Below are 18,339 nucleotides of genomic sequence, written 5' to 3'. Positions count from 1 at the left end.
ATCTGCTTTTACTTTTTTCTCATCTCGTTTACTCGAATCTCTCTACTGCTCTTGGGTTTCCCGAATTTCGTATCTGCTTCTTTATCTCTCTGACTTCTTATCTCGAGCAAGTAGATCTTGCGCAGCTAAGTGTGCGTCCTTTCCTTGATACAACACTTGGTAAATTTGTTCAACAATTGGCATCTCAACGCCCATACGTTCTGATAGTAACCAAACTTCTTTGGTGTTGCGATAGCCTTCGACTACTTGACCAATTTCTTCTTGGGCAGTATCAACATCTTTACCTGAACCTAACGCTAAACCAAAGCGACGGTTACGCGATTGGTTGTCGGTACATGTTAGTACTAGGTCGCCAAGTCCCGCCATGCCCATAAAGGTCTCTGGCTGTGCACCAAGAGCTGCACCCAGTCGACTCATCTCAGCTAAACCACGGGTAATTAACGCTGTACGTGCATTAGCACCGAAGCCAATACCATCCGACATGCCAGCACCAATCGCGATAACGTTTTTAACGGCACCACCAAGCTGCATACCAATGAAATCTGAGTTTGCGTATACGCGGAATGTTTTTCCACAGTGAATCTTTTCTTGTAGCTCTTCTAAGAAGGTCTCATCTGGTGACGCGACTGAAATAGCCGTCGGCATACCCATCGCAAGCTCTTTGGCGAAAGTCGGGCCAGAGAGAACCGCTAGCGAGTAACCATCACCAAGCACATCGTGTGCGACATCTTTAAGTAGTCGGCCTGTCTCTGGCTCCAATCCTTTCGTAGCCCAGCAAATACGAGAGTTCTCTGATAAATGAGGTTTAATACTATTTAAAACGATACCAAACACGTGGCTAGGAACGACGACTAGGAGGTCACGACTTGCAGTGACAGCTTTCTCAAGGTCCGATTCTATAATCAGGCTTTCTGGAAAGTCGATATTCGGTAGAAACTCATTATTCGCACGTTCAGATTCAAGGTGAGCCATATGAACAGGATCATGTCCCCAAAGAACAACGTTTGCACCGTTACGAGCTAGAGATATAGCTAAAGAAGTTCCGTAAGAACCTGCGCCAATTACCGTCATGGCGATGTCTTTACCGTAAGCGTTTGTCGTGTGAGTTGTTTCTGTCATGCTTCCACCTAAAAATAATGAGGGAAATCGAAGAGCTCTGGAAAAGCTATCTACTAAAATAAGAAGAGCTTTCAATCTTAGTACAGTGTAAAGAAAAAATGCACACCACAGAAGTTGCGATGTGCATTTAAAAGCTAACTAGCGATTGAATCGTTAGAATTAAGTTCTACTTTGGGGCTTAAGCCTGCTCGCCTTCTGCTTGCTGAGCTTGGTTCTGTAGGTAGTTCATGAATAAAGCATCGAAGTTTACAGGTGCTAGGTTCAGTTGTGGGAACGTACCTTTAACCACTAGGCTAGAGATTGTTTCACGAGCGTATGGGAATAGGATATTCGGGCAGAATGCACCTAGGCAATGTGCTAGTTGGCCAGCTTCCATTTCGCTTGCAGAGAAGATACCACCTTGTTGAACTTCACAAAGGAATGCTGTGTCATCTGCGTTCTTAACAGTAACCGTTAGACGTAGGATTACTTCGTAAACACCTTGGCCAAGTTCACGGCTCTGAGTGTCTAGATCCAGTTTTACATCTGGGTTCCACTCTTTTTGAAACATGTCTGGAGAGTTAGGTGCTTCGAAAGATACGTCTTTTAGGAAGATACGCTGGATTGCGAAGTTCTGTTGTGCGTCTTGTTGTGCTGCTTCAGCCATTTTCTTGTCCTTAAAAATTTAAATTAGGCTTTATTCATTATATTTGTCGAACAAAGCCCGAAAGTTTGTTGATTAGGTCAGCTTACTTTCTGCCTTTTACTAAAGGCAGGTTAGCTTCGCTCCAAGCCACTAGGCCACTTTTCAGCACGCTTACGTTTTCGAAGCCTGCTTTAACTAACAAGTTAGCGCTTTCTTGAGCGGTTTGACCTGTTTTGCATACTACGATGATTGGGTCTGCTTTGCGGCTTTCAAGGCTGCCTAGGTTATTTGATTTGATGTCTGACGGTAAAATGTGAAGTGCGTCAGTAATATGGCCCTTTTTGAACTCATCTTTAGTACGAATATCAATCACAACGCCATTTTCACGGTTGATCATTTGTGTAGTCTGTGCTGCCGTGATCTCTTTGTAAGCTGCGTTTGATGTTTTGATTACGTTCGCAATGATGGCAACAACCAAGCCGATCCATACGATGGCTAAAATCATATTCTCTTGGACAAATGGAACTAACTCTTGCATGTCTTGAACTCTTATTCGTTATTGGGCGGAAAATTATAGGGTAGGAGTATAGCGAGGTTTGAGGGGAGAATACAGAGGAAGGGGGAGCCTGTAATCATGAATAGTTTTTTATGGTTTTATCGAAGAGTGATAGCGTGGAAATTGCCCATAAAGAACATAAAGCCTGTATTTGTTTTGCTTAATGAGAGGATTTGTTCAAAAGAGGGTCTAACAGGAACCAGTTCCCTTGTTTATCCTCCTTCTGATGATACACCCGAACAATACCGAAATTACTTTTTACTAGGCCTGTGCCTGAATTTATCGAGAGATCTTAAAATATTGATTACCTTGCGGATGGTTGACTAAGAAAAAGCTACCAAGCAACGGTCAATGCGTGGAACCGATTGACTAATTAAGAAAAAGTATACACTGGTTAACTTACCTATGTTTTGCTAGAATCAACGCTAATTATAACTTTGTGAAAACTACTTAAAAGTGTTTGTAATCTTGCCTTTAGGAGCTAAACCTAAGGGCGGTAGCGTTCCGGAATGTGAATGCTGGCAAGTCAAAAAGGTTAGTTACTTATATTGGTGCTTGCTTTGGCAGTCATGTAACCGTAAAGGGTTTTGGTGTTTAAAACTCATTATAATCAATCATTTAATTGTTATTTGGGGTGCCAGGCAGGGTTCGGTAAGTACTTTTTTTGTTATGCTATGAAGCTTTGATGACAATTTTAAAGAACAATTTTGGTTGAATGAAAGCGAAGGTGATTTTAACAAACCGATGATTCGTTTGTCTCGAGTGATATATAGCGTGAATGACCGGCATTAAACTCCATAGGTATTGTCACAAAGAATCAGCCGTGGTAACAGAGTTAGGTGTGAGTATTTGCAATCTCATTTACTCTAAAAAGCAGAGACAAAAACGATGTTGTAAGTTCCACCTGTTCATTCGCGTATAGAGGTGATCTGCCTGTCTCTTGATATTGCGAGTTCGATTTTCATATTATAGAAGGTTAGAAGGTCAGGGTTCCCGCATGTTATTTTCGCAGTGTTTCTCAACCTTTCGGGGTTAAATTTCAAAAAATAGGTTGAATGTAGTGATCTGACGTGATCTTATACTGTTTAGATAACAGGATGAGATTAAAAAGATGAATTACGACGAATTCAAAGACCATTTTAACACATTGACTGATAGCCGTCAGGAACGAAAAATCACTTATGATTTCTTCGAAGTGATGTTCCAAGTAGTGACCGCTATGCTATGTGGGATGAAAACTTGGGATGAAATAGAAGCGTTTGGTGAAGAGAACTTAGAATGGTTTAGAAAGTTCAGTCCTTATTTGTCAGGTATTCCAAGTCAAGATACCAAGGTTAGAAGGTTAGGGACAAAAAGTACTCAAACATGGTGCTTATAAGTCTTGAGTGATTTGTATCTGTTTCCTTGTGAGTGACTGATATTATATTAAGATAAGGAGTGAGTTTACTATGACTATCACAGTGTTAAATACTCCAGAGTCACACCTTGGCGAAGGCATATTTTTAGATAAAAGCTCGATGCACCTTTTTTGGGTGGACATTAGTAACAGTAGGCTATTTCATTACGATATAACAAATAAAAAGCTAATTAATATATATGAACTAGCGCATAACCCGAGTTGTATTTTTTCTGTCGAGGAAAATGTGCTCACATATGTTGATAGTGAGGGCATCAAAGAGATATCGATACTAGTTAAAACCTCCCCTACAGTCAAAACTCATATACCCCATAACTCTAAGGAGTTTAGAGCTAATGATGGAATTGCACTACCAGGTGGAAATGTAATTTTTGGTACAATGTCTTTTCAACCAGAGGAAGTGGCAGGTGAGATCTATACTCTGGATGCCGCTGGTAATGAAGTTATTGCTCATCGACTAGGTATACATATTCCCAATACGTTTATTGCTCATAAATCTCGTTTATACTTGTCAGATTCCTTAAAGAAACGTACCTATGTTGTGGACTTGAATCGCCAAGGTTGTCCTATTAAAAGTACGTTAACTTTGTGGAAAGATTTCTCTAATTTTAGTTATACCCCAGATGGAGGATGTATTTCAGAAAAGGGATATCTACACATAGCATTGTGGGGAGGAGCTGCGATAAGTGTGTTTGATCAAAATGGGAATACAATGCGAGAGATAGCTTTGCCAGTATTGAATCCTACTAATTGTGTTCTGTTAGACAGTCGTTGGTTATTTGTGACTAGTGCACAAGAAGGGATGACCGAGGTGCAACTGAATGAGTATCCCTTGTCAGGAAAAACATTATTTTTAGACTTAGGTAGTGATTATGAATACTAAAAACCTTGTCAGTATCGTTATTCGCACATTGAATGAAGAAAAACATTTGATTGAGCTACTGGAGGCAATCAAAAGTCAGGATAATTCTGAATTCGATATTGAAACGGTAGTCATAGATTCTGGTTCTACTGATAATACATTAGTTATTGCAGAACAATTTGGTTGCCGTATTACTCATATCAAAAAGGAGGATTTTACTTTTGGAAAGTCACTTAATGAAGGATGTGAATTTGCTAATGGTAACTATCTTGTATTTGTAAGTGGTCATTGTATTCCCGTTGACCGTTACTGGATTAGAAACTTAGTTCGACCATTAATGGATAAATGTAGTTACACTTATGGGAGGCAGTTGGGTAGAGACACTACAAAATTTAGTGAGCGACAGTTATTTGATAAATATTTCCCAAGCGAATCTCGAATCCCTCAAGTTGGATTTTTCTGCAACAATGCAAATTCAGCATTAAGAAGAGAGGATTGGTTATCACATCGATTCAATGAAGAATTAACTGGGTGTGAAGACATGTACTTGGCTAAGTTACTTGTAGATAGTGGCAAAAAAATAGGGTATGTGGCGGAGGCACCAGTTTATCATATACATGACGAAACGTGGTCGAAAGTAAAGGTTAGGTATGAGAGGGAAGCTATTGCATTGCAGCAGATTATGCCTCAAGTACAAGTTAGCTTGACCGACATGATAAGCTATATCTTAGTAGGTATTATAAAAGATATAAGAAACGCACTTAATCAAAAGGTATTAATGAAGGAGTTAAAAGCGATTTTTTTCTTCCGAGTTTCTCAATATTATGGTGCATATGTCGGTAACAAAAACCACAGAAAACTTTCGCAGAGTATGAAAAATAAGTACTTCTATCCACGAGTTTCGGATATGAACGTGTCTGAGAAAATTAAATGTATTGAAAAGAGAGCAAAGTAATGTCGAAAAAAGTAATAGCTTTGTTACCGATGAAGGCAAATAGCACACGCGTGCCAGGTAAGAATTTTAAAAATTTTTGTGGTAAACCACTGTTTAAATGGATACTAGATTCACTTCTTGCCGTAGAAGAAATTGATCAAGTCATAATTAACACTGATGCTAAAGAAATACTAATCGCTAATGGTTTGGAAGAAACAGAGCGAGTTGTTATCCGTCAAAGGAAGGCAAATATCTGTGGGGATGAAGTATCAATGAATGTTGTCTTAGCTGATGATGTTAAAAGTGTTGATGCGGATATTTATTTGATGACACATACAACAAACCCTCTACTTTCTTCTGATACTATTAGACAAGCTTTAACACAATATATGCAAGAGTTAGAGCAAGGTACTGCTGACTCATTGTTTACTGTCAATAAAATTCAAACACGCTTTTATACGGAGAACTGTCTACCAATTAACCACGACCCAAATAACCTTATCCCAACTCAGAACTTAGAACCTTGGTTTGAAGAGAACTCAAACCTTTACTTGTTTAATCGTAAAAGTTTTTTATCGACGAATGCAAGAATTGGCAGTAAACCTGCAATGATGGTTTCACCACCAATGGAATGTTCGGATATCGACACTCCGGACGATTGGGAGCAAGCAGTAGTTATGACACATTATATGTTGGAAAAAGGGCTGGTAAAGGCATGAGTATGAAAAAGGTATTAGTAACTTGTCCTCCAATGCTGGGGCTGTTTGATGAGTTTGTAGAACCTGCGAGAAGCCTTGGTATTGAACTTATTGCGGCAAAAACCACTCAAGTTCTATCTGAAGAAGAGCTAATGGAACTATTGCCAGCATATGATGGTTGGATTATAGGTGATGATCCAGCGACTAAACAAGTCTTCCAAGCTGCAGTAAATGGCAATTTAACTGCAGCAGTAAAATGGGGCATTGGTGTCGATAATGTTGATTTTGATGCTTGTAAAGAGTTGAATATCCCAATTACTAACACGCCTAACATGTTTGGCGGTGAAGTGGCTGATGTTGCTATTTCTTTGTTACTTGGCTTGACACGACAAACTTACTTTATTGACCGAGAGATACGAAATAATTTTGCATGGCCAAAACCTGCTGGCATGAGCATAGAAGGTAAAACGATCGGTCTAGTTGGTTTTGGTGATATTGGTGAAAATTTAGTCAAGCGTCTATCTGGCTTTGGTGTGAAAGTGGTTGCTTATGACCCCGGGGTTGAAGGTAATAAAGGTTATGATTTCGTTGAGCGTGCTACTTATCCCGAAAGACTTTCAGATGTTGATGTATTGATGTTTACATGTGCCTTAAATAAAAATAATTATCATATGTTAAATGCAGGTACATTAGCTTTGATGAGGAATGGTTCTTTGGTTGTAAATGTTGCACGCGGTCCTTTGATTGATGAGGAAGCATTAATTTCTTCGCTAGAAAGTGGTCATATTGCTGCGGCAGCTCTTGATGTGTTTGAAGTTGAACCATTACCTAAAACTTCGGCATTACGTGATATGCCACAATGTATCTTCGGTTCGCATAATGGTAGCAACGCTACTGAAGGTGTTAGAAGGGCTACCTATAAGGCATTAGAACATATATCAAGTTTCCTAAAGAGTTAACTATGAATAATAAATGGGTTTTAATTACAGGTGCTTTAGGTGGTATAGGGACAGCATTAGTAACTTGCTTTTCTAAGGCTGGCTATCGAGTGGTGGCTGCGGATAGAGCGAAACTTACGCAGAAATTGCCCGATGGGTGTGTTTTCATTGAATTGGACTTGGCGAAAGTAGCCAACAGTGAAGAATATAGTCGAGAGATTTATAAAAAAATAGAAGTTATTACAGAAGGCTCTGGGTTATCTTGCATTATAAATAATGCTGCAGTACAGATACTTGAGAGTTCTACTGTTTTATCTCGCCAGTCATGGGATGCAAGTTTTGATATTAATTTAAAAGCGGCATTTTTTCTCGTGCAAGAGTTTTTACCAGAGCTTAAGCGTAATGAGGGGAGTGTGGTCAATATCAGCAGTATCCATGCCACACAAACAAAGCGAGATTTTGTAGCTTACGCCACAAGTAAGGCTGCTTTAAGTTCTTTAACAAGAAATATGGTTCTCGACTTAGGGGATCAAGTACGGGTGAATGCTATAGAGCCTGCAGCAATTGCTACTGATATGTTAAAAGCCGGATTTGAGGGTAAGGAAAAACAATTTAAACAATTGGAAAGCTATCACCCCATGAAGCGAATTGGCACACCGGAAGAGGTCGCTAAACTAGCATTGTTTTTGGCCAGCGATGATGCAGGATTTGTACAGGGTGCATGTATTAGTGCAAGTGGTGGAATTAGTGGTTCATTGAGTGATCCTGGTTAGTTATGAATGAAATCAAAAATAAAATCAAGTTAGTCATCTGGGATCTCGACGAAACTTATTGGAAAGGAACCTTATCTGAAGAAGGTGTTGAATATAATTGGATGAATCATGATGTTGTAAAGGAGCTAAATAAGCGAGGCATCGTAAATTCTATTTGTTCAAAAAATGATTTCCAAGAAGTTCAGCATTATCTTAAAGATAAAGGGATTTGGGAGGATTTCGTTTTCCCTGAAATTAGTTGGAACCCTAAAGGAGTAGCTGTAAAAAGTATAGTATCAGATATGGGCTTGCGTCCTGATAACGTATTATTTATTGATGATAACTTAGGTAACTTAAATGAAGTCAAATATACAAACGATGGAATATCAGTATGTGAACCATCGATTATTCCAGAGCTCCTCAACCACAAGTATGCACAAGGGAAAGATGATACTGCTTTAACCAGATTAAAACAGTATAAAGTTCTTGAGAGAAAGAGAAGTATTAAGTTTGATCGTAACTTATCTAACCTTGAATTTCTTTATGAATCTAACGTTAGAGTTAGGATCCATGATATTGATGAGCGAAACATCGAGCGTGTTGTAGAGTTAGTTGAAAGGACAAATCAATTAAACTACACAAAGCTGAGACACTCTAAATCTGAAATTTTAGAAGTTTTAGAACGGGCTGAAAGATGCGGGGTGATATCTGTCGCCGATAAGTATGGTGATTATGGTATCTCAGGTTTTTTCTGTGTAGTCGAATCGAAGTTGGTTCATTTTTTGTTCTCATGTAGAACCATGAACATGGGTGTAGAAAATTGGCTTTATAAGCAGCTTGGCTACCCTAAACTTGATGTGATCGGTAGTGTCGCATCACAATTAGACAAAACTTATGATACAAGTTACATAAACCAAAAGTTTGTTAATAAGTTATCCAAAAACGAACAATTTATTTCGAAAAACTTGAAATATTTAATAATTGGGGGGTGTGATTTAGAACAGTTAGTCCATTACTTACATGGAAACGTAGACACTCAGTTTAATTTTGTAAATTATCGAAACATAAGTGTTCATGCAGAGCATAGCTCGATGTTGAATAATAAGAACCTCAAGAAGTTTCAAGAGCAATTAAAAACTTATCCAATACTTGATGGCTTTGATTTTACATATAAGCATCGAACAACAGATTGGAATGTGTTGATATATAGCCCTTTAAACGACTTTAGCCGAGGGTTGTACCGACATTTAAAAACTGGTCAAGTTATTGCATTCGATAATTTTAATATTGACTGGACTGATAGGAAGAATCATAAAGAACTACCATTACACTTGTCCTCACTTACACTTGAAGAGTTAGATAGGTTTTCACGAGATTTTGAATACATTGGACCTATTGGTGAACGTGATTTTGAAGCTAATATTAGAGCATTGGTTAAAGAATTTAAGGGTAAACAAATAATTTTGCTTACAGGTTCAGAAGTGAAGCTGACAAATGTGTCTAGTTGGGAAAGTGGTATGGAGGAAAGGCATTCTCTCTTGAATGTTGTACTGACGGACTTAGAGGGGGAATATGATAACCTAAGCCTTGTCGATGTCAGACAGTTCTGTTTGAATGACAATTCTCATAGTGACAATATCAGACATTATAGTAAATCAGTATACTTGGATATAGCAAAGGATATAGCAAATAAAACAGATCTGAAGATTAAAAGCGGCGTTTTTTCTAGTGCAGATAAACTTCGGAGAAGGGTTTTAAAAAAGATTAAAAAAATCATAGAAAGAATATGCTGAAAAATGTAATTAGGTATGGCTTAAGTGAAGGTGTGGCAAAGCTAGCACCTTTCTTAACGAGTTTTTATTTAGCAACGAAATTCTCTCCAGAACATTTTGGAGAGTACGCTTTGTTACTAGTATATTTTGAGATTTTTTATATTATAATAGCTAACAATATTCAAGCAGTAACACGAGTTGATTATTTTAAACTAAGTAGCGAATATTTTAATAAAAAAGTAAGACTTCATCTTTTTAATAGTATATTTACTATATTGCTGACTTTCTTTTTTGTGTTAATTGTTACAAATTATAGTGTAATAATGTTGATTGCTGCCTCATTTGCTGTATTACTTAGAGTGTTTTCAAGTTTTTCACTAACAGTTTTACAGTGCCAGAAACTTGCTAAAAAGTACGCTGCAGTCAATCTAAGTTATATTATCCCTCTGAGTTTGGGTACGGTGGTCTTATTTAGCTTCACAGATGATGTTTTACTTTGGGTTTATGTGCTATTGCTTTCTTCAATTATTCAATACACTATCTCTTGCAAGTATGTGTCAAGCCCCCTATTTAAAGTTGATGTGAGTAATGATAGTACGATAACTAACGCTACTGTTCTAATAGCTGGAGCTATGTTTATGCCCCAAGCTGTTGGTTGGTGGTTACGAACTGGTGCAGAGCGGGTATTAGTCGAAGATAAACTATCCTCTACTATTCTAGGAAACTACGCACTTTCTGCACAGCTTGCAAGCATTCTCGTCGTTACTGTTGGAGTAATTAACTTAGCCGTGGTACCTCATATCAATGAAAAAATGAAGGCCTCTGCAATACAAGATGTTAAGTTTATAACAAGAAAGGTGTCTTTTTTTATCTTGTCGGTGTCATTTTTACTAATGCCATTGGCTTATTTCCTTATTTATTGTTTTTATAGCGAAAAGTACGAATTTGCAAGCGACTATGTTGTTTACAGTATTATCTGTCTAATTCCACAGTCTTTGATGATGGTCTATGTAAATATCTTATACTTTTCAAATAAAGCTTTATTTGTTGCTATAACTATTCTTATTGGATATACATTGTATGCTGTTGTTCTAAACTTTTATTTAGTTGATTATGGTATGATGTTTTTGTTTTCTTTACAGTTTTTGGTTAACATTATTATGTTATTAGCAGTGTTGTATAAGGTAAATTTGGTTTTAAATACCGAGGAGTGGGTAGACTAGTGTCAATAAAACTTAGTAAGGATGTAGCGCCAAAACTGCTTTTCTTATTGTCATTTCTATTTTGTGTTACTTATTCTTGGTACCCGGTAGTGGTATGTTTTGTTTTAAGTTTTTTTCTATTTATCGTTTCTATAAGGCAACAAGCCATAAAAGATTTTAACTTGGCGCTTTTGATTATACTTTCAGGGCTTATATTTTTTACTATAAGAAACATGGAAGAACATATCGATTACTTGTATTCACTTTTGTCTATAGCATTATTGTTTTGCTCGTATGTAGTAGCTAACTACCTTGGTCAAAACCCAGAACGATGGCTTTATTTTGTTAAGTGTCTTTTCTCGGGTTGTTTAGTTGTAGTTATATTTACTTTTATAGTTGCTATACCACAAGATATAGATTTGTTCTTGGGTGAAAGGCGCGGGTATTTAGCTTATGAATTTCTTTTTTTTGGTCGTAAGTATGAGTTTTCATTCGGTGTTACTCACTTAAATATATTTATCAACTTCATGTTGGCCTATGCAATAATAGGTTATAACATAATTAAGAGTAATCGATTTTATTTTGTTGTTTTGTTTTTGCTTTTATTCTTTCTTTCAATGACGACTCAATCACGTTCACCTCTTTTATTTGTCTTTTCGTCTTTGACTATTGTTAAATTCATAAATATAGTACACAAGCGAGATAGTATGATGGTGTCATGTACTTTGACACTTGGTTTGTTTTTTTTCTTGATATGTACTTCATTTGCTGTGATATCATTTTTACCTGATGACTCTAGATTTTTAGATGGGATTAGGTTTATGTTTTTTTCTATAGGTATAGAACACTTAATTGAGCAACCTTGGGGGAATTCACTTATTTACTACGATGTTCGACTGCCTCTTTCTAATTACCACAATACATTTTTATCTATGGGTAATAGATTCTCACTGTTGTTTTTGTTTATAATTTTGTTTAGATTTATCTATTCTTTTTATCATCATGTCTATAGTCGTGCTTCAAATTATGAAAGTAAAGTGATTTTTGTTGTATTGTCGTATTTTTGTTTTCACAACTTTATGATTGAAGATGTTTTTAAATTCGAAAAGTTTGTAGTGTTTTTGTTTTTTGTTTTGGTTTTCTCTTTCAATAAATTTAGATTTAAAATTTGAAGGTTTTAGGTATGACATGTAGTACAGTTTCAATATTGTCAGCTAACTATAACAACTCTAAGTATTTGGTAGAATTTTTTGATTCAATTCTCAATTCAAGTTATCTACCGGAACAGGTTGTTTTTGTGGATGATGCCTCCACAGATGAATCGTTAGATATAGTTGCACGATATACCGATAGGTTGAATATAAAATTAGTAAAGTTAAGTGAAAATGTAGGTTTTGCAAATGCTTTAAACACTGGCTTGGGTTATGTAGAGTGTGATTATGTACTGAGAGTTGACCCTGATGATATCATTAAACATGATAGGGTTTTAAAACAAAAAGAATTCCTTGATCTTAATAAGCATATAGATATTGTCGGAAGTAATGTCTCTTATTTCTTAGCTACTCCAAGTAATATGCTAAATGAATCTAACTTCCCAACAAGTCCTGAAGATATTTTAGCTAATTATAAAAAAGGTGAACATGGATTAATACATGGCGCATCGATGTTAAGAAAATATTGTTTTGATGAACATCACTATATTCAAGAAAATGTTCCATCTGAAGAGTACGATATTTTTTCTCGCATGTTGAAAACTGGTTACATTGCTGAAAATTTATCAGATTCGCTTACTATGGTAAGGATTCATTCTGGTAGTGTTACCAATTCAATTCCTTATTCTACAGTAGCAAAATATCATCAGTTAAGAGAGATGATTTGGGGGAGAAGAACACCTGTTCTCAAGGTTTACTTGGAATTTTTTGCAAAGAGGGTCTATAGAAGGTACCTTTTTTCAAACTCTTTCGCCAAACCATTCTTTCTGTTATTACTATGTGTTTTGAAACCAGTTTCGTTATTAAATAGGATTAAGCAGTATGTTAAGTTTTTTGGGTGATACTAATGTTTCTAAAATAAAGGCGTTGGTTAATGAGCACAAGTTACTTTACCGTCTTCACGATATTGGTTGGCGTGGTTTTATAAACCGCTCTGGTTTACGAGAATTTAAAAATAAATACAAAGGTGAGCGTGTTTTTATAGTTGGTAATGGTCCTTCTCTCAATAAGCACGACTTGTCTCTTTTGAACGGTGAATATTCATTTGCGGTAAATGGGATTTTCTATAAAACTAGGGAAGTTGGATATAAACCTACATTTTATGTTGTTGAAGATAGGCATGTTGCGGGAGATAACGTCGACGATATAAATGCTTATGATGTCGATTACAAGTTTTTTCCTTGTGACTATAAATCCATGTTTAAGCGTAATAAAAATACATTTTTTTATACAATGGATAAAGGCTATTATCATAAAAGTAGTCCATTTTTCTCTATGCCAAGGTTTTCATGTGATGCAAACGATGTTCTATATTGTGGACAAAGTGTAACAATGATTAATATACAATTGGCAGCCTATATGGGCTTTTCTGAAGTATACCTAATCGGTATGGATCATAATTACGTCTTACCAGATGATGCAGATGTTAATGGAGAGGAAATTACTTCTAATTCTGACGATCCTAATCATTTCCACCCGGATTATTTCGGCAAAGGTAAAAAGTGGCATGATCCACACTTAGATCGTGTAGAAAGATCATATCAATATATGAAAACTTCGTTAGAAGCTCGTGGAATTAAAGTTTTTAATGCGACACACGGCGGTAAGCTAGAAGTTTTCGAACGAATTGACTACCGAGGTTTATTTAATCGATGAAAATACTTGTAACAGGTGGTGCTGGCTTTATTGGCTCTGCAGTTGTTCGCCATATTATTGAAAGCACTCAGGACGATGTTGTTAACGTCGATTGTTTAACTTATGCTGGGAATTTGGAGTCACTTGAGTCGACTTTAGATAACGAAAGATATAATTTTGAAAAAGTAGATATTTGTAATCGTTCAGAACTAGATCGTGTTTTTATTGAACATAAACCGGATGCAGTGATGCATCTCGCTGCTGAGTCACATGTTGACCGTTCGATCACAGGACCGGCCACATTCATTGAAACGAATATAGTTGGAACATACACACTACTAGAAGCGACTCGGGAGTATTGGAATACGCTTGAGGAGCATGCAAAATCAGAATTTCGTTTTCACCACATCTCAACGGATGAAGTTTATGGTGATCTTCCCCACCCAGATGAAGTTCCAGAAGGCACAGAACCGCCAATGTTCTTAGAGACAACCTCTTATGAACCATCAAGCCCATATTCGGCATCAAAAGCATCAAGCGATCACCTTGTTCGTGCGTGGTCGAGAACATACGGTCTTCCAACTATCGTCACTAACTGCTCAAATAACTACGGTCCGTATCACTTCCCCGAAAAACTGATCCCACTTGTAATTTTGAATGCTTTGGAAGGGAAAGACCTTCCTATCTACGGTAAAGGCGACCAAATCCGTGACTGGTTATTTGTTGAAGATCACGCTCGCGCACTCTACAAAGTGGTTACTGAAGGTAAAGTAGGCGAAACTTACAATATTGGTGGTCACAATGAGAAGAAAAATCTCGAAGTCGTGAACACGATTTGCGACATTCTAGATAAGTTAGTACCAAAAGAAACTGCGTATGCAGAGCAAATCACGTACGTCCAAGACCGCCCTGGTCACGACCGCCGTTACGCTATAGATTCGAGCAAAATGCAGCGTGAACTGAATTGGGCGCCTGAAGAGACATTTGAAACAGGCCTTCGTAAAACAGTACAATGGTATCTAGATAACTCGAAATGGTGTCAAAACGTGCAAGATGGTAGTTACCAACGTGAGCGTTTGGGTGTAGAAGCAATTGAATCGAAGGTGAAAAAATAATGAAAGGTATTGTATTAGCCGGTGGTTCAGGAACACGTTTATACCCATTAACTCGTGGTGTATCAAAACAGCTATTGCCGATTTATGATAAGCCAATGGTGTTTTACCCAATATCGACATTAATGCTGGCTGGTATTAAAGATATTTTGATTATTACCACACCGGAAGACAATACAGGATTTCAGCGTTTATTAGGTGATGGCTCTGATTTTGGTATTAACCTTGAATATGCGATTCAGCCAAGCCCAGATGGGTTGGCGCAAGCATTTATTATCGGTGAAGAATTCATTGGTGATGACAGCGTGTGTTTAGTGCTGGGTGATAATATCTTCTACGGTCAATCTTTTTCTAAAACATTACAAAGTGCCGCTTCAAAAGAGTCTGGTGCTACCGTGTTTGGCTACCAAGTGAAAGACCCAGAGCGTTTTGGTGTGGTTGAGTTTGATAAAGATATGAAGGCAATTTCGATTGAAGAAAAGCCGGAAGCACCAAAATCTAATTATGCAGTAACTGGTTTGTATTTCTACGATAACCGCGTGGTCGATATGGCCAAGCAAGTGAAGCCATCTCATCGGGGGGAGCTAGAAATCACTACGCTAAATGAGATGTACCTCAATGACAGCTCATTGAACGTAGAGTTATTAGGTCGTGGTTTTGCGTGGCTAGATACAGGTACACATGAGAGCCTTCATGAAGCGTCATCTTTCATACAAACAATTGAACATGTTCAAGGTTTAAAAGTCGCTTGTTTGGAAGAGATTGCTTGGAGAAATGGATGGTTGAGCGATGAGCAAGTTCTGACTGTAGCAAAACCTATGATGAAGAATGAATACGGACAATATTTGACTCGATTGGTAAATGAAACTAAGAAAGAGGTAGCACGTCAATGCGAGTATTAATCACTGGCTGTTATGGCCAAGTGGGCTCTTGTTTAACAAAACAGCTAGATAATGATGATAAGATTACGGTGTTAGCGCTTGATAGAGAGCATCTTGATATCACTAGTCAAGATGCCGTTAATGCGGTTGTTTCTGATTTTTCTCCTACTATTATTATCAATGCAGCAGCTCATACCGCTGTCGACAAGGCTGAAGAGGAAGTTGAACTCTCTTATGCAATTAACCGCGATGGGCCTAAATATTTAGCACAAGCAGCAGAAAAGGCCGGAGCTGCCATTCTACATATCTCAACAGACTATGTTTTTGAAGGCAATAAAGTGGGCGATTATGTCGAAATGGATACGACAAACCCTCAAGGTGCTTACGGCGAAAGTAAGCTCGCTGGTGAGATTGCCGTTGCCAAGGAGTGTGAAAAACACGTTATTCTTCGAACAGCTTGGGTTTTCTGTGAACACGGTAATAACTTCGTTAAAACTATGCTCCGTTTAGGACAGAATCGAGACGCGTTAAGTATTGTTGGCGACCAGTTTGGTGGGCCGACATATGCTGGTGATATTGCCAATACTTTGCTTCAAATAGCGAGGCGTATTGATCAAGGTGATATTGTTGAGTTCGGTGTGTATCACTATTCGGGTTTACCTCATGTTAGCTGGTTTGACTTTGCTAATGCTATTTTTGATACCGCAGTTGAGCAAAAAGTGCTTGCGAGAAAACCTTACTTAACAAGCATTACTACTGACCAATACCCAACACCAGCAAAACGTCCAAGCAATTCTCGTTTGAGTAACGAGAAGATTACTGCCAGCTTCTCTGTTAAAGCGAGTGACTGGAAAGCTGCTTTAAATAATATTCAAGCGTATGCCGGAAAATAAAGTGAAAGTATTTGATACCCGTATTCCTGATGTAAAAATTATAGAGCCAAGCGTATTTGGTGATGAGCGTGGTTTCTTTATGGAAACTTGGAATCAAAAGCAATTTGAAGAGCTAGTGACTGGTAAACCGACGCAATTTGTTCAAGATAACCACTCTAAGTCTAAGAAAGGTATTTTGCGTGGTTTACATTATCAAACAGAAAATACGCAAGGTAAATTAGTGCGAGTTGTGTCTGGTGAAGTGTATGATGTTGCTGTCGATATTAGAAAAGGTTCAGCAACTTTTGGTCAATGGGTTGGTGAGTATTTGTCTGCGGAAAATAAGCGTCAACTATGGGTACCGGAAGGATTTGCGCATGGTTTTTACGTGACCAGTGACGAGGCTGAGTTTGTTTATAAATGTACCGATTACTATAATCCAGCAGCTGAGCTATCTATTCTGTGGAATGACTCTGAAATCGCAATTGAATGGCCTATTGATGGAGAGCCATTGCTCTCAGAAAAGGATGTTAGAGCTGAAGTTTTAAGTAGGGTGAAGAGTTTATTATGAAGAAAGTAGCTGTTATTGGAACAGTTGGAATTCCCGCCTGCTATGGGGGGTTTGAGTCACTGGTTGAGAACTTAACACTAAATAAAAATGACATAAGCTATACGATCTTCTGTTCTTCTAAAAGTTACTCCGAGAGGCTTACAGAATATAATCACTCTCAATTACATTATTTGCCACTGAAGGCGAATGGAATCCAAAGTATTCCTTATGATATCCTTTCAATGATAAAGACTTGGAGGATTAGTCCGGATGTAGTGCTTATTTTAGGTGTCTCAGGTTGTATATTCCTTCCGATCTTTAAACTATTTTCTAATGCGAAAATTGTTACTAATATCGACGGGCTAGAATGGAAGCGAGAAAAGTGGGGGAAGTGGGTCAAGCGCTTCTTAAAGTTCTCAGAATCAATTGCTGTAAGGTTTTCTCATGTAATTGTGACTGATAATCAAGCTATTACCGACTATGTGTATGAAGAATATGGTGTTAAGTCAGAGACGATTGCTTATGGTGGTGATCACGCTATAGTCAATATCCAACTCAAACCTGAAAATAATCATGGGAACTATGCATTGGGCCTTTGTCGTATAGAGCCGGAAAATAATGTGGATATGATTCTCAAAGCTTACTCTAAAACTTCATACCCTATCAAATTTGTTGGAAATTGGGACACAAGTGAATTCGGACGAAAGATGAAAACTCAGTATTCTAAGTTTCCAAATATCGAACTGTTGGACCCTATTTATGATATTAGTGAGCTGTATAAGCTTCGTAGTGGTTGTTCAATTTATCTCCATGGTCACTCAGCTGGAGGAACAAACCCTTCGCTAGTAGAAATGATGCACTTTGGTACCCCAATTTTCGCCTTCGATTGTAAATTTAATCGCTACAGCACTGAAAATAAAGCGACATACTTTGAAGGTAGTGATGACTTGATTGAGATGCTTAATAGTCTAAATGAACCAGGTGTTTTAGAAGCGAATGGACAGGCAATGAAAGAAGTTGCTCAGAAGCGTTATACTTGGAAGATTATCGCTCAACAATATGAGAGCACTTATTTATAGTCGCAAAAATAGCGTTGTTACAAGATATATCTAACACCTTGATAGCAATTATTGAAATGCGCGTACGTTATGAGATCTGCAAGTCCTTTTCTCCGCATTTATTCATACCCCAGGGCAAGATCAT

The 18,339-nt window shown here is 37.6% G+C and carries 19 protein-coding genes; 16 read left to right on the top strand and 3 right to left on the bottom strand.

The window, feature by feature from the left end:
- Positions 1-81 precede the first annotated feature (81 nt).
- From gpsA to AB4558_RS20715, 3 genes are all read right to left on the bottom strand, one after another.
- Positions 82-1,119 carry an NAD(P)H-dependent glycerol-3-phosphate dehydrogenase gene (gene gpsA / locus AB4558_RS20725; RefSeq protein WP_372074405.1) on the bottom strand — a complete coding sequence of 346 codons (1,038 nt, stop codon included), beginning with the start codon at positions 1,117-1,119 and terminating at the stop codon, positions 82-84.
- A gap of 178 nt (positions 1,120-1,297) precedes the next feature.
- A complete protein-coding gene (gene secB, locus AB4558_RS20720) occupies positions 1,298-1,765 on the bottom strand; it encodes a protein-export chaperone SecB (RefSeq protein ID WP_004741403.1) in 468 nt (155 codons plus the stop codon).
- A gap of 82 nt (positions 1,766-1,847) precedes the next feature.
- Positions 1,848-2,282 (bottom strand): rhodanese-like domain-containing protein, encoded by a 435-nt coding sequence (locus tag AB4558_RS20715; protein ID WP_137001822.1) that lies wholly within the window; start codon positions 2,280-2,282, stop codon positions 1,848-1,850.
- Positions 2,283-3,411: 1,129 nt separating this feature from the next.
- On the opposite strand from AB4558_RS20715, the gene AB4558_RS20710 reads away from it, so the two are divergent.
- The 16 genes from AB4558_RS20710 (at position 3,412) to AB4558_RS20635 (ending at position 18,215) form a co-directional block, all read left to right on the top strand.
- Entirely contained in the window at positions 3,412-3,678 is a 267-nt protein-coding gene (locus tag AB4558_RS20710) for a transposase family protein (RefSeq protein WP_372074403.1), read from the top strand.
- Between the two features lie 70 nt (positions 3,679-3,748).
- Positions 3,749-4,600 carry an SMP-30/gluconolactonase/LRE family protein gene (locus tag AB4558_RS20705; protein ID WP_372074401.1) on the top strand — a complete coding sequence of 284 codons (852 nt, stop codon included), beginning with the start codon at positions 3,749-3,751 and terminating at the stop codon, positions 4,598-4,600.
- Complete coding sequence (locus AB4558_RS20700; RefSeq protein ID WP_137001825.1) at positions 4,590-5,534, top strand: glycosyltransferase family 2 protein; 945 nt, start codon at positions 4,590-4,592, stop codon at positions 5,532-5,534. Before AB4558_RS20705 ends, AB4558_RS20700 begins: the two co-directional genes overlap by 11 nt.
- Positions 5,534-6,232: an acylneuraminate cytidylyltransferase family protein gene (locus AB4558_RS20695; protein ID WP_137001826.1), complete on the top strand. Its 699-nt coding sequence runs from the start codon at positions 5,534-5,536 to the stop codon at positions 6,230-6,232. Before AB4558_RS20700 ends, AB4558_RS20695 begins: the two co-directional genes overlap by 1 nt.
- A gap of 2 nt (positions 6,233-6,234) precedes the next feature.
- Complete coding sequence (locus AB4558_RS20690; protein WP_372074400.1) at positions 6,235-7,170, top strand: phosphoglycerate dehydrogenase; 936 nt, start codon at positions 6,235-6,237, stop codon at positions 7,168-7,170.
- Between the two features lie 2 nt (positions 7,171-7,172).
- Entirely contained in the window at positions 7,173-7,922 is a 750-nt protein-coding gene (locus tag AB4558_RS20685) for an SDR family NAD(P)-dependent oxidoreductase (protein ID WP_137001828.1), read from the top strand.
- A 2-nt stretch (positions 7,923-7,924) separates the two neighbouring features.
- On the top strand, positions 7,925-9,694 hold the full coding sequence (locus AB4558_RS20680) for a hypothetical protein (protein ID WP_372159064.1): 1,770 nt from the start codon (positions 7,925-7,927) through the stop codon (positions 9,692-9,694).
- Positions 9,688-10,896, top strand: coding sequence for an oligosaccharide flippase family protein (locus tag AB4558_RS20675; protein ID WP_372159063.1), 1,209 nt, complete (start codon positions 9,688-9,690; stop codon positions 10,894-10,896). Before AB4558_RS20680 ends, AB4558_RS20675 begins: the two co-directional genes overlap by 7 nt.
- A complete protein-coding gene (locus AB4558_RS20670) occupies positions 10,896-12,047 on the top strand; it encodes a hypothetical protein (RefSeq protein ID WP_137001831.1) in 1,152 nt (383 codons plus the stop codon). The genes AB4558_RS20675 and AB4558_RS20670 overlap by 1 nt, the downstream gene beginning before the upstream one ends.
- Positions 12,048-12,058: 11 nt before the next feature.
- Entirely contained in the window at positions 12,059-12,928 is an 870-nt protein-coding gene (locus tag AB4558_RS20665) for a glycosyltransferase (RefSeq protein ID WP_372074396.1), read from the top strand.
- A complete protein-coding gene (locus AB4558_RS20660) occupies positions 12,909-13,742 on the top strand; it encodes a 6-hydroxymethylpterin diphosphokinase MptE-like protein (protein WP_137001833.1) in 834 nt (277 codons plus the stop codon). Before AB4558_RS20665 ends, AB4558_RS20660 begins: the two co-directional genes overlap by 20 nt.
- The gene (gene rfbB / locus AB4558_RS20655) at positions 13,739-14,836 is read left to right on the top strand and encodes a dTDP-glucose 4,6-dehydratase (RefSeq protein ID WP_137001834.1); all 1,098 of its coding nucleotides are present in this window, start codon (positions 13,739-13,741) and stop codon (positions 14,834-14,836) included. The genes AB4558_RS20660 and rfbB overlap by 4 nt, the downstream gene beginning before the upstream one ends.
- Positions 14,836-15,735 carry a glucose-1-phosphate thymidylyltransferase RfbA gene (gene rfbA / locus AB4558_RS20650; RefSeq protein WP_137001835.1) on the top strand — a complete coding sequence of 300 codons (900 nt, stop codon included), beginning with the start codon at positions 14,836-14,838 and terminating at the stop codon, positions 15,733-15,735. The genes rfbB and rfbA overlap by 1 nt, the downstream gene beginning before the upstream one ends.
- Positions 15,723-16,607: a dTDP-4-dehydrorhamnose reductase gene (rfbD, locus tag AB4558_RS20645; protein ID WP_137001836.1), complete on the top strand. Its 885-nt coding sequence runs from the start codon at positions 15,723-15,725 to the stop codon at positions 16,605-16,607. The genes rfbA and rfbD overlap by 13 nt, the downstream gene beginning before the upstream one ends.
- Position 16,608: 1 nt before the next feature.
- Positions 16,609-17,157 (top strand): dTDP-4-dehydrorhamnose 3,5-epimerase, encoded by a 549-nt coding sequence (gene rfbC, locus AB4558_RS20640; RefSeq protein WP_137001837.1) that lies wholly within the window; start codon positions 16,609-16,611, stop codon positions 17,155-17,157.
- Positions 17,154-18,215 carry a DUF1972 domain-containing protein gene (locus AB4558_RS20635; RefSeq protein ID WP_137001838.1) on the top strand — a complete coding sequence of 354 codons (1,062 nt, stop codon included), beginning with the start codon at positions 17,154-17,156 and terminating at the stop codon, positions 18,213-18,215. Before rfbC ends, AB4558_RS20635 begins: the two co-directional genes overlap by 4 nt.
- Positions 18,216-18,339 lie beyond the last annotated feature (124 nt).

Origin of the sequence: Vibrio sp. 10N.222.51.C5 (assembly GCF_041474575.1) — a bacterium.
GTDB classification, from domain to species: Bacteria; Pseudomonadota; Gammaproteobacteria; order Enterobacterales; family Vibrionaceae; genus Vibrio; species Vibrio crassostreae_C.
This window is presented reverse-complemented; position numbering and strand designations above follow the sequence as displayed.